Origin of the sequence: Nitrincola tibetensis, from assembly GCF_003284585.1 — a bacterium.
Taxonomy (GTDB): domain Bacteria; phylum Pseudomonadota; class Gammaproteobacteria; order Pseudomonadales; family Balneatricaceae; genus Nitrincola; species Nitrincola tibetensis.
The window spans coordinates 51,737-63,638 of the sequence record NZ_QKRX01000007.1; the positions used below are offsets into that span (position 1 = coordinate 51,737).

The 11,902-nt window shown below is 45.5% G+C and carries 14 protein-coding genes and 1 pseudogene; 9 read left to right on the forward strand and 6 right to left on the reverse strand.

Going from position 1 to position 11,902, the window contains the following annotated elements:
- Positions 1-231: 231 nt before the first annotated feature.
- The 9 genes from DN062_RS10560 to dnaB all read left to right on the forward strand — a co-directional run bounded on the left by DN062_RS10560 (position 232) and on the right by dnaB (position 6,846).
- On the forward strand, positions 232-825 hold the full coding sequence (locus DN062_RS10560; protein WP_112159301.1) for an aminodeoxychorismate/anthranilate synthase component II: 594 nt from the start codon (positions 232-234) through the stop codon (positions 823-825).
- A gap of 22 nt (positions 826-847) precedes the next feature.
- Positions 848-1,894 carry an anthranilate phosphoribosyltransferase gene (gene trpD / locus DN062_RS10565; RefSeq protein WP_112159302.1) on the forward strand — a complete coding sequence of 349 codons (1,047 nt, stop codon included), beginning with the start codon at positions 848-850 and terminating at the stop codon, positions 1,892-1,894.
- Complete coding sequence (trpC, locus tag DN062_RS10570) at positions 1,891-2,700, forward strand: indole-3-glycerol phosphate synthase TrpC (RefSeq protein ID WP_112159303.1); 810 nt, start codon at positions 1,891-1,893, stop codon at positions 2,698-2,700. Before trpD ends, trpC begins: the two co-directional genes overlap by 4 nt.
- A gap of 23 nt (positions 2,701-2,723) precedes the next feature.
- Positions 2,724-3,128, forward strand: coding sequence for an OsmC family protein (locus tag DN062_RS10575; protein ID WP_112159304.1), 405 nt, complete (start codon positions 2,724-2,726; stop codon positions 3,126-3,128).
- A gap of 134 nt (positions 3,129-3,262) precedes the next feature.
- On the forward strand, positions 3,263-3,694 hold the full coding sequence (rpsF, locus tag DN062_RS10580; protein WP_112159305.1) for a 30S ribosomal protein S6: 432 nt from the start codon (positions 3,263-3,265) through the stop codon (positions 3,692-3,694).
- Between the two features lie 23 nt (positions 3,695-3,717).
- The gene (rpsR, locus tag DN062_RS10585) at positions 3,718-3,945 is read left to right on the forward strand and encodes a 30S ribosomal protein S18 (RefSeq protein ID WP_036509353.1); all 228 of its coding nucleotides are present in this window, start codon (positions 3,718-3,720) and stop codon (positions 3,943-3,945) included.
- A gap of 14 nt (positions 3,946-3,959) precedes the next feature.
- The gene (locus DN062_RS10590; protein ID WP_239995767.1) at positions 3,960-4,820 is read left to right on the forward strand and encodes a hypothetical protein; all 861 of its coding nucleotides are present in this window, start codon (positions 3,960-3,962) and stop codon (positions 4,818-4,820) included.
- A gap of 39 nt (positions 4,821-4,859) precedes the next feature.
- A complete protein-coding gene (gene rplI / locus DN062_RS10595; protein ID WP_036509356.1) occupies positions 4,860-5,306 on the forward strand; it encodes a 50S ribosomal protein L9 in 447 nt (148 codons plus the stop codon).
- A 154-nt stretch (positions 5,307-5,460) separates the two neighbouring features.
- Positions 5,461-6,846: a replicative DNA helicase gene (dnaB, locus tag DN062_RS10600; RefSeq protein ID WP_112159306.1), complete on the forward strand. Its 1,386-nt coding sequence runs from the start codon at positions 5,461-5,463 to the stop codon at positions 6,844-6,846.
- Here dnaB and DN062_RS10605 read toward each other — a convergent pair.
- The 6 genes and pseudogenes from DN062_RS10605 to DN062_RS19225 all read right to left on the reverse strand — a co-directional run.
- Positions 6,843-7,283: an acyl-CoA thioesterase gene (locus DN062_RS10605; RefSeq protein WP_112159307.1), complete on the reverse strand. Its 441-nt coding sequence runs from the start codon at positions 7,281-7,283 to the stop codon at positions 6,843-6,845. The two genes, dnaB and DN062_RS10605, sit on opposite strands and share 4 nt — an antisense overlap.
- Positions 7,284-7,375: 92 nt before the next feature.
- Positions 7,376-8,665: an adenosylmethionine--8-amino-7-oxononanoate transaminase gene (bioA, locus tag DN062_RS10610; protein ID WP_112159308.1), complete on the reverse strand. Its 1,290-nt coding sequence runs from the start codon at positions 8,663-8,665 to the stop codon at positions 7,376-7,378.
- Positions 8,666-8,675: 10 nt separating this feature from the next.
- A complete protein-coding gene (gene tsaA / locus DN062_RS10615) occupies positions 8,676-9,407 on the reverse strand; it encodes a tRNA (N6-threonylcarbamoyladenosine(37)-N6)-methyltransferase TrmO (protein ID WP_112159309.1) in 732 nt (243 codons plus the stop codon).
- 12 nt (positions 9,408-9,419) lie between these two features.
- Positions 9,420-11,063: a Na/Pi cotransporter family protein gene (locus DN062_RS10620; RefSeq protein ID WP_112159310.1), complete on the reverse strand. Its 1,644-nt coding sequence runs from the start codon at positions 11,061-11,063 to the stop codon at positions 9,420-9,422.
- 84 nt (positions 11,064-11,147) lie between these two features.
- Entirely contained in the window at positions 11,148-11,531 is a 384-nt protein-coding gene (locus DN062_RS18595; RefSeq protein WP_162301288.1) for a ComF family protein, read from the reverse strand.
- A gap of 138 nt (positions 11,532-11,669) precedes the next feature.
- Positions 11,670-11,843, reverse strand: a pseudogene (locus tag DN062_RS19225) (double zinc ribbon domain-containing protein); the annotation flags it as partial.
- Positions 11,844-11,902: the final 59 nt, after the last annotated feature.

Here is an 11,902-nt window from a genome sequence, read left to right on the forward strand (position 1 = left end):
TCAATATATGTCACTTAGTATAGCCTCACAAGCTGACTGGAAAATGAATGCGCTATATGCAGAAAAGGAGGCTATAGTCTTCGCGGGTTTTCATGAGTCTGAAGATTAAATTAATTGAGCTTTTTCAGTGTTTTGTTTGGCTGTGATACACTTTGAGATACGCGTTTGAATACCCTTTGAGTTATAAAGCCAATCCTTAATATTCTTGTGTTTAGAAGAGGTCGCGACTGAATGCTACTGATGATCGATAATTACGACAGCTTCACTTGGAACTTAGTGCACTATTTTCGTGAGCTAGGTGAGCAAGTCGAGGTCTATCGTAATGATCAACTAACGCTGGCAGAGGCAGAGAGGCTTGAACCTGCGGCCTTAGTTATTTCTCCGGGGCCCTGTACCCCAGACCAAGCAGGGATTTCAATGCAAGCCATTCAACAGTTTGCAAGCAGAATTCCTGTGCTGGGAGTGTGTTTGGGGCATCAAAGTCTGGGCCAAGTGTTTGGTGCCAAAGTGCGAAGGGCTGCCAAGGTGATGCACGGTAAGACCTCTTTGGTTCATCATGAAGGTCAAGGGGTGTTTCAAGGCTTGAGTAATCCTCTTAGAGTGACACGCTATCACTCATTAGTTGTGGATCACAATAGTCTCCCTGATTGCTTTGAGGTGACGGCTTGGACGGCACATCAGGATGGTTCAGTTGATGAAATTATGGGAATCAGGCATATTCCATCCGGTGCCGAAGGTGTTCAGTTTCATCCTGAGTCCATTTTAACGGAACAGGGGCATGAGTTACTGGTCAACTTCCTTCGAAAGATAAAAAGCACTACTTAATACTTTTACGGAGATTTGATCCATGAATATACAGCAGGCACTGGCTAGGGTTGTTGAGCATTTAGATTTAAGTCGTGCTGAAATGGTAGATGTCATGCGTCAAGTCATGACCGGTCAGTGTACGGAATCTCAGATTACTGCGTTCTTGGTTGCGTTGAGGATGAAGAGTGAATCCATAGACGAGATTACCGGGGCTGCACAGGTGATGCGAGAGCTGGCTGTGCCAGTGATACCTACAACAGAAAAGCGTTTAGTTGATATCGTCGGAACGGGCGGCGATGGTGCCAATCTTTTCAATATATCATCTGCCTCTGCTTTTGTTGCCGCAGCGGCAGGTGTAAAGGTCGCTAAACATGGAAATCGTGCCGTATCCTCTAGCAGCGGTAGTGCCGATGTGCTCGAGTCATCAGGGATTTTTTTAGGAATTACGCCTGATGAAGTTGCACAGTGCATTGATGAAGTGGGGGTCGGCTTTATGTTTGCACCTTCCCATCATGGTGCCATGAAACATGCCATAGGTGCCCGTAAATCTTTAGGTTTACGGACATTGTTTAATATTTTAGGTCCGATGACGAACCCGGCGGGTGTTAAGCATCAGGTGATCGGCGTCTTCAGCGAAAAGCTTTGTCGGCCGATGGCAGAAGTTATGCAGCAGTTAGGGGCTGAGCATATTTTAGTTGTGCATGCGGCAGATGGCTTGGATGAAATTAGTTTGGCAACGCATACGCATGTGGCTGAGCTTAGAGATGGACAAGTGACAGAATATTCAATTACACCTGAAGAATTAGGTGTTGAAAGTCAAAGCCTTATTGGCTTAGAAGTAAAGAGTGCGGCTGACTCTCTCCTCATTATACAGAATGCATTTTCTGGCGGAGCTGATAAGGTCTCAAGTAAAGCTAAAAGCATTGTTGCACTGAATGCAGGTGCAGCCATTTGGTTGGGTGGTGAAGCTGATTCTCATCAAGAAGGTGTCGTTAAAGCCTTTGAAATGATGGATCAAGGGCTAGCACTGAAAAAAATGACGGCGTTAGCTGAATTTAGTCAACAATTTAATAAGGGTGAGTCATGAGCGATACGCCAACCATCTTAAAAAAAATCATAGCTCGTAAGTATGAAGAGGTTTCCGAACGCTCGGCTCAGGTCAGTATTGAAGCACTGAAGGCTAAAATAGAGGCGCAAAAAGGCACTGAGTTCGAGCCAAGAGGATTTGTTAAGGCGCTGGAGTCAGCGCTAGCCGAGGGTCGACCTGCCATTATTGCAGAAGCCAAAAAGGCCAGTCCATCCAAGGGGGTTATTCGGGAAAATTTCAATCCTGCCGACATCGCGGTCAGTTATGAAAAAGCAGGTGCCAGTTGTTTATCCGTATTAACCGATATTGACTATTTTCAAGGAGCTGACGAGTATCTCCTGCAAGCGAGAGGTGCATGTCAGTTACCTGTGATCCGTAAAGACTTTATTGTAGATCCCTATCAGATTTATGAAGCTAGAGTGTTGGGTGCAGATTGCATCTTGTTGATCGTCGCGGCGCTCACAGATGAGCAATTGCGTGATTTGTCAGCTTTAACGCATGCATTGGGAATGGACGTCTTAGTCGAAGTCCATGGTGCAGAAGAGTTGCAGCGAGCATTGCCTTTAAATACGCGACTATTGGGTATTAATAATCGAGATTTGCATAGTTTTGAGGTCACGCTTGACAACACATTTAGTTTGCTGGAGCAGATACCAGCGGACCGTATTGTTGTGACTGAGAGCGGTATAGTGACACCTGAAGATGTGCGTTTGATGCGTTCGCACCAGGTTAATGCCTTTTTAGTGGGTGAGGCGTTTATGCGAGCAGATGACCCCGGTCGAGAATTACAACGCCTTTTTGCATAAGGTCTAAATTGGATGATTGAATTATGAAAGCAAGCGTAAAATGGGATGGTGATCTTCGCTTCAAGGGCACCAGCGGCAGTGGGTTTGATGTCATGATTGACGCAGATCTGCAGCAAGGGCCTCGACCAATGGAGTTGATGTTACTCGGGTTGGGCGGCTGCACGAGTTTTGATGTAGTGAAAATACTGCAAAAATCACGGCAAGATGTGACGGATTGCGTTGCAGAAATTGAATCTGAACGTGCAGACACCGTGCCCGCTGTCTTTACCAAAATACATGTTCATTTTATTGTGACAGGTCGAGGCTTAAAAGAGTCTCATGTGAGCCGTGCTGTGACCTTATCTGCTGAACAGTATTGCTCGGCATCCTTGATGCTGGAAAAGGGCGGCGTTGAGATTACGCATAGCTTTGAAATTCGTGAAGCTTGACAATATAGCCTGTTTTGCTGTTGTAAATAAAAACTTGACGGCGTAGAATATGGCTCCGTTTTATTTTATTAACTCCTTGCTTTCGGTGACACAAAACGTGTGATCTGAGGGCTGTAAAACCGTAAGGAGCAACAATGCGTCATTACGAAATCGTGTTTCTGGTTCACCCGAATCAGAGCGAGCAGGTTCCAGCAATGCTGGAGCGCTACAAAAATTTGATTGAAGGTGCTGAAGGCGCTATTCATCGTCTAGAAGATTGGGGCCGTCGTCAAATGGCTTACCCAATCAACAATGCTCATAAAGCACACTATGTTCTTATGAACATCGAATGCAACCAGGAAACCCTGGACGAGCTTGAAAGTCTTTTCCGTTACAACGATGCTGTTTTGCGTAGCATGATTATTCGTTGTAAAGAAGCGATCACTGAAATCTCTCCTATCAAAGCAGCAGAGTCTCGTGAAGAGCGTAAGCCACGTCGTGAAGACCGTGGTGATCGTCAGTCAAGAGATCATGACTCAAACGATATTGATGTCGATGCTGATGAGCAGGAAACTGCTGAAGATTAATTCCATTTTTTAGGAGAGTTAACATGGCCCGTTTTTTTCGTCGCCGTAAGTTTTGTCGCTTCACCGCTGAAGGTGTTTCACAAATCGATTATAAAGATTTAGAAACATTGAAAGCCTACATTACTGAAACTGGTAAAATTGTACCAAGTCGTATCACTGGCACTAAAGCTCGTTACCAGCGTCAGTTGGCAACAGCTATTAAGCGTGCGCGTTATATCGCGTTGCTGCCGTATACTGACGGTCACCAGTAGAAAGGGTTCTCGCCATGATGCGTACCCTTGCAGATGTGATTATGAAGGGGCGCAATCAGGCAATCATGGTGGTTGTTATTGCTGCCATGCTGCCGTTGCTCTATTGGGTTAGCGCAGCAGCAGTCAGTCTGATCACTCTGAGAAGAGGTGTGTCAGATGCGTTAAAGATTTTAATCTGGGCATTACTGCCAGCTTTCGCATGGGTGCTTTCGGGTGATCCCAGTGCCGCTGTTGTTATCGTTAGCAGTTTTTTACTGGCAACGTTATTACGGACAACGGCAAGTTGGCAACAAGTATTAATAACGATAATACCCATCGGTATTTTAGTCAGTTATCTGCTTGAGTTAGGGTTAGGGTCTTTGCTGGATCAAATTGTTGAAGTAGCGAGTCAGCTCGTTACTCAACGAAGTGCAGCGAATTCTGCATCTGCTTTAAATGGGTTTTCGGAAGACAATATACGAAATCTTATTTTGGGCGCCATTACGGCATTTCATGTTGCCGTCATGTTGGGATGTTTGATGTTAGCGAGAAGCTGGCAAGCCGGATTGTATAATCCAGGTGGGTTTCAACAAGAGTTCCATTCACTACGATTGCCGATCGTATTCGCAGTGGTCTTGGTGATCCTTCTGGTTGCCGGAAATGCACTGCTGCCGAATATGAGTCGATGGTATGCTTTATTGTTGCTGCCTCTTCTCGTTGCTGGTATTGCTTTGATTCATGGGGTGGTAGCAAAACGGTCACTTGGAAAGACATGGTTGGTAGTTTTATATCTATCGCTGGTCTTTATGGGTCCCTATGTAGTTACATTGCTGGTGATTCTCGCGTTGATCGATGCTTTATTGGATCTACGAGCACGAATCCCGGCTGGGAATTAAGACACTGCAACACTATTGCAGAAAAAAGAGGTTTACGAGATGGAAGTTATTCTGCTCGAAAATATTGGTAAGCTCGGAAAGCTGGGCGACAAAATATCTGTAAAAAGCGGCTTTGGCCGTAACTACTTAGTTCCTCAAGGTAAAGCTGTTTCTGCTACTGCAGATAACATTGCACGCTTTGAAGAGCGTCGTGCTGAGCTTGAAGCGGCTTCTGCTGCTAAATTAGCAGCTGCGATCGATCGCGCTGAAAAATTGAATGAAATGGAATTGTCTGTTGTTACCAAAGCGGGTGATGAAGGCAAACTGTTCGGTTCAATCGGTACACGTGATATTGCTGATGCCATTACTGGTGCAGGTATTGAAGTTTGCAAGAGCGAAGTTCGCTTGCCTTCTGGTACTATTCGCCACATCGGTGAGTTCAATATTGGTCTGCAATTGCACCCAGAAGTGAACGCATCTATTAAGTTGGTTGTTGTTGCTGAATAATTTCAGCGCATAAACACAACTCAAGCGTCGTGTAACTCTTAGAGTACACGACGTTTTTTTTTGCTTAACGCAAATGCTTGTCTGAGCAAGACACTAGTCGTTACAATGGCTTCCCTTCCAATGCTTCTCTTTCGATTCATATCAGGTATTTATTATGGACTATGCTGATCCTCAACAAGACATCGTTGACCAGATAAAAGCGCCCCCTTTCTCACTTGAGGCTGAGCAATCAGTGCTGGGTGGGCTTATGTTGGATAATAATGCATGGGATACCGTGTCTGAGATTCTGGTGGATGGCCACTTTTATCGCTCAGAACATCGTATTGTATTTCGAACCATGCAAAAGCTGGTAGACGACAGCCGTCCTATCGATGTTGTCACCCTATCGGAAGAGTTGGATCGTAATGATGATTTAGAGCGGGTAGGGGAGCTTGTTTACTTAGTTGAATTAGCTCGTAACACACCGAGTGCTTCAAACATACGTGCTTACGCAGAAATCGTCCGAGATCGTGCATTACTGCGCCAGATGATCAACGTCGCCAATGAAATAGCTGAAAATGCATTTTCACCTCAGGGACGTGGTTCAGATGAAATCCTGAACGAAGCTGAGCAGAAAATCTTTCAAATCGCAGAGAATCGTCCAAATCAGGGCGGACCTGAGCCGATCAACCCGCTTTTAAAACGGGCGGTTGAGCGAATTGACCATCTGTTTAATAATGCCGATGCCCTCACTGGTGTCACGACAGGTTTTGATGACCTAGATACAAAAACAGGAGGTCTGCAGCCTTCAGACCTAATCATTGTCGCTGCACGTCCTTCTATGGGAAAAACCACCTTTGCCATGAACTTGGTTGAGAATGCTCTGATGGGATCTCAGCGTCCTGTATTGGTGTTCAGCTTAGAGATGCCATCAGATCAGTTGGTTACGCGTATGTTATCGTCATTGGGTAAAATTGACCAAACCCGTGTTAGAAACGGTCAGCTTATAGAAGAGGATTGGCCAAAGCTAACGGCGGCCGTCAATATGCTCAAGGGAAAGCCATTGTTTATCGACGACACGGCAGGTATCAGCCCAAATGAAATGCGCAGCCGAGCAAGACGTATTGTCCGAGAACATGGTGATTTGGCGTTAATCATGGTCGACTATTTGCAGTTGATGCAGTTGAAGACGGGCAAAACAGAAGGGCGTACCGCTGAAATTTCAGAAATTTCTCGATCTCTAAAGGCATTGGCCAAAGAAATGCAGTGCCCGGTTGTTGCCTTGTCACAGCTTAACCGAAGTCTTGAGAATCGTCCGAATAAGCGTCCAGTGAACTCGGATCTAAGGGAGTCTGGAGCGATTGAGCAGGACGCCGATGTCATCATGTTTATCTACCGAGACGAAGTGTATAACGAAGACAGCCCAGAAAAAGGGGTTGCAGAAATCATCATAGGTAAGCAGCGTAATGGCCCGATAGGCACATCACGCTTGGCCTTTATTGGTAAATACACACGCTTCGAAAACTTATCGCATATTCATTACGACTATCCCGAAGACTAAGATTTACCGGCATCCTTTAAGACTCTATCTTTAAAAGCATCGGGTAAAAGTGATACTTTTCGGGCAGTGTAGTCAAAAAAGACGACACCTGTTTTTGCGTGAGCGATTTCAACGGCTGTTTTGCGATTGGTCAGTAAATAATAAAAATCGCATCCGTATTTGTTGAAGTCGCCCACCGAAATATCCACTTGGATGACATCTCTATGGAAGCCCTCTGCTTTATAAATGATCGCAGAGTCCGTTAGGATAAGTCCCAGTCCTTCGATATCAAGTTCGCCGTAACCCAGTTGATTGAGAAAGCGAATGCGGGATTCGTGAATGATTGAGAGAAGTGCATCATTGCTTAAATGCCCGCCATAATTAATGTCACTGATTCGAATCGGTATTTCAGTGCTAAATAGGTAGTTATCTGGCATGTCGATTTTGATGCGTGGCATGATTGTTCTTCCTTAGTCATGTGATATTTCTGACGCAATTTTAATCTATCTATATCATAAAAGTGCTTTGTAACAAGTCAATCTGAACGAGATTAAAGTGAGGTTACAACCCGCACTATGCCTTGGCATAAGGTCGCCAAATCCTCATCCGTAATAACATAAGGTGGCATGACATAAACAAGTTTCCCAAATGGGCGCACCCAAATTCCTTCTTCAACGAATTTTGGCTGCAAGCGTTTGAGTTCGCAGGGGTCTTTAAGTTCGACGACACCAATACCGCCGAGGCAACGCACATCGGCAACTTGGGGATGATTCTTGAGGATGGCGAGATGTTGTGTCAGTTGAGTTTCAAGCCTTAGGATATTGCTTTTCCAATCCCCCTCAAGCAGTAGTGTTACGCTTTCGAGAGCAATAGCACAAGCGAGAGGATTTGCCATAAAGGTTGGGCCATGCATGAAGCATCCAGCACCGCCTTGAGAGATCGTCTTGGCAACGTGATCCGTGGTCAGCGTTGCGGCTAGGCTAAGATAGCCACCCGTGAGAGCTTTGCCTAAGCACAGAATGTCGGGGACGATATTGGCATGTTCGCAAGCAAATAAGTGACCTGTACGACCAAAGCCAGTGGCAATTTCGTCGGCAATGAGCAGGCAGTTATATTGATCGCAGAGGCGTCTGGCATGACGAATATAGTCAGCGCAGTAAAAGCGCATGCCACCAGCACCCTGAACAATCGGTTCCAGAATAAGGGCCGCGGCCTCCGTATGATGCTGTTTGAACGTTCTCTCCAATGCATCTAGATCAGAGGAGAGCAGTGTCTCTCCAAAAGGTGTTTCAGGCGCCGGAAGGAAAATTTGGCTGGGTAAGGCCCCCTGAAAAATCTGATGCATGCCGGTGACGGGATCGCAGACCGACATAGCAGCAAAGGTATCGCCATGGTAGCCACGACGTAAGCTAATAATACGGTTTTTACGCGTATTTCCTCGAGCTTGCTGATACTGCAAGGCCATTTTGATAGCGACCTCGACACTGACAGAGCCCGAGTCAGCAAAAAAAACCTTATCTAGGCCCTCGGGCGTGATCTGCACGAGTCTTTGTGCTAAATCGATCGCTGGCGTATGCGTCAAGCCACCAAACATAACATGTGAAAAGGCATCAATTTGGTCTTTAGCCGCTTTGTTAAGGCGTGGGTGCCCATATCCATGAATCACAGACCACCAAGATGCCATACCATCAATTAGTTCTTGGCCGTTGGCCAGTGTGATTCTGACACCTTTGGCCGCTGTGACAGGGTAAACCTCTAGCGGGTCGGTCATTGATGAATAGGGATGCCAAATGTGCTCACGATCAAAGGTGAGTGCATCGGTCAAGATTGGATCGTGCATAGCGGGGTTCTCACAAGGTTTGTGGGTTCGAGGGGGAATCAGTCGGATCAATACTAAGGACCTGGATATACTGCTCTTTGACCTTCCAGCGTATATTAAAGTGGTGCAAAGTGAGCCCGTAGATTCGCTCATCCTTGTCAGACTTATAGGAAGGGCGTGGATCAAGTCTTAACACTTCTTCAATTTGTACTTTCAACGGATACCCTTGAGACTCCTCGATAGCGTCGCAAGATAGACTTGCCGTCTCAGAAAATATCACCTGTTTTAGCGAATAAGGTGCATCTGAAGCCCAGTTGAGCTCAGCATCCGTCAAGCAATCTGAATAGGGAAGATAGGGTTTGATATCCAAAATGGGGGTGCCGTCTAGAAGATCCGCACCAGACACATCCAACCAGACTTTATCTTTTTCAACGCGTACACCATCCAGTTTTACCGCAGAGAGTCCGATTGGGTTCGGGCGAAACGTCGAACGGGTTGCAAAAACCCCCATTTTTTCATTGCCACCTAATCGAGGAGGGCGCACGCTGGCTTTCCAGCCAGCGGCAGCCGTAGCACTGAATACAAACACAACCCAGATGTGTGTAACGGAATCCAGCCCCTTGATGCTGGCTGCAGAACCGTAAGGCGACCAAATTTCGATGCTCGCCTTAAGGGTGTTGGCCAAGCCTGGTTGCCTAGGAATGCCGAATTTCTCTTTGTATGGGCTATGCACTTGACCTATATAATCGAGCGTAATGGACATGAAACCTTCTTGTTAGTGTGTCGCCGCTGTCGGCATAGCCAAGGGAGCACGCTGAGCGGCAGGTGTTGCATAGCTCCAATAACGAGCTCCTTTTTCAACCTGTTCAGCAAGACGATTAATATGGCTGACGGCATCTAAAAGCGCGATGCTTTCATCACTTGATAAATGCCCTAAAGTGCTTTGCTCAAGCAAAAGGCTCTTCAAGTTTTGATATTCTTTTTCCAAGGTTAATACAAGTTGATGACCTTGCGTACCCTGCACAGAACTCTCTTCCTGAATCTCACATAAATCAATCAAACTAACCACTTGTTTTTGAAAATTAAAAATGGCTTGTTTAACACTTTTGTTTTCTATTTGATCAACCATGGAATAAAACTCAGGCAGTTTTGCCGATAAACGAGTGACTTCGCTGTAATAGCGCATGACTCGCATGGAAATAGGAAGGACCTCATGGATGTCGGGTGACAAATTTTGACGCCCAATTTCTTGATTGAATTCAGCAATCTTACTAATTAAATATTGAATGCCTTTGGCTTGCTGTTCTAGTTTAGCAGAGGCATTACGCTCTGAGCTAATGGCCTCTCGAGCTAAACGACTCGACAATTGACTGACTCGACCTAGCTCAAGACTGATGGCTTCGATGGCCAGAGTAGGTGTATTAATAATGGTTTTATCGATGAAGCGTGGTCTTGCTTCGTCTTCTTCTTGACTACGAAAGCGAGTGAGTAGAAAACGTTCGAGAGGTGTTGTCAGCGGCCACATGAGGATAACCCCCATGACATTGAATAGCGTGTGAAATAGGGCGAGTAAAATAACTAAATCGTATTGTTGCGGATTAAGTGCATCTAGGCGTCCGGCCAATAGCATAAGGAGCACGAGACCGACAGCACCCGTTAATAGATTAAAGGCGACATGTGCAGCGGAGATGCGTTTCGCGTTTGATGTCGCACCGATTGACGCCAGAATAGCGGTTGTTGTTGTACCTAGGTTTGCCCCGATGACAACGGCGGCAGCAGCAGACATAGTGATGGATTCGGTGTGGACCAAAGACAAGGCAATTGCCATCACCGCCGCTGAAGCTTGCATTAAAAACGTCATCACAAATCCTGCGATAACAAATAGCCCTAGGGCCAATACCCCGGTTCCTAGTGCGGCCAGCTGAAAGTCATCACTTAAACCGTCAAAACCGGCTCTCATGAAATCAAGGCCAATAAAGAAAATACCAAAACCGACGAGTGCTGTACCAAGATGAGAGATACGCTGTTGTTTTCCGATGACTTGTAGCAACATACCCATACCAATAATGGGCAGTGCAAATGCGCTGATCTGAATTTTGAAGCCAATTGTAGCAACAAGCCACCCCACCATGGTTGTGCCAATATTACAGCCGTAAATAACGGCAATGGACTGCCCTAGCGTTAGTAATCCAGCATTTACAAACCCTAAGGTTGCAACTGTAACCGCACTAGAGGATTGAACAAGCGCGGTAATCAGTGTACCAGATACGAGCCCCCTTAAACGTGAGCGTGTGGCAAACTCTAAGGCTTTTTTTAGTGAGCGCCCGGCTGCATTTTTCATACCATTGGTGAGCAATTGCATGCCGAGTAAAAACATACCTATGCCGCCGAGCAATTGGCCAAACATTTCAAATGTCATAGGGAGATCCTTCGTTGATCTGGATTGCTTTATTTTTATCTAATAATAGCCTGAATCTTAACGAATAATAATCTTTATACCTGTTTATTCGGGTGTGCGAGCTAATACCCAAATTTGAACGGTTTCAACACCATTGTTTTTGAGCAGTTTGCTGATTTCATTGGCGGTACTGCCTGTTGTCATCACATCATCCACGATTGCTACCTGTTTAGGAAGGTGTTCATTGAGTCTAAAACAGTTAATTAGATTCTGTTGACGCTCAATAAAATTTAACTCTTTTTGATGAGGTGTTCGTTTTATTTTACTGATCGCACTTAAATGGGCAGGCAACTTTAGTTGTTTAGAAATCAGATTGGCGAGCAAGGATGACTGATTATACCCTCGTTTAATTTCATCCCAAGGGTGCATAGGTACGGTTACTAACGCATCAGGAAGTGGCTTGTCTTGTGACAGGATGTACTGCGACATCAGAGTGGATAGCCAGCCTAAATGCGAGGTTTTATTTGCGTATTTAATACTGGGCAGCAACTTATCAATAGGAAAAACATATCGAAAAGTCGCGGAAGTTGCATCAAAGGAAGGGGGTTGTTTAATGCAGTTTGAGCAAATCTTAATGACAGGAGAGGAGGTAGGAAGTCCGCATTGGTGGCAGCAAGACATCGACCACGGAAGATCGGACATGCAATCGTCGCAGATACCCAAGGCGTTCGCTTGATGAAGGCCACATAGTACGCATGATTGGGTGTTTTTTAACCACTTGTTAACTTTATTTAAAAGCATTGGTTGACAAGTCCTTTTGTCAAATTATCATCGCTACCTAATAACCTGTACAAGCACAT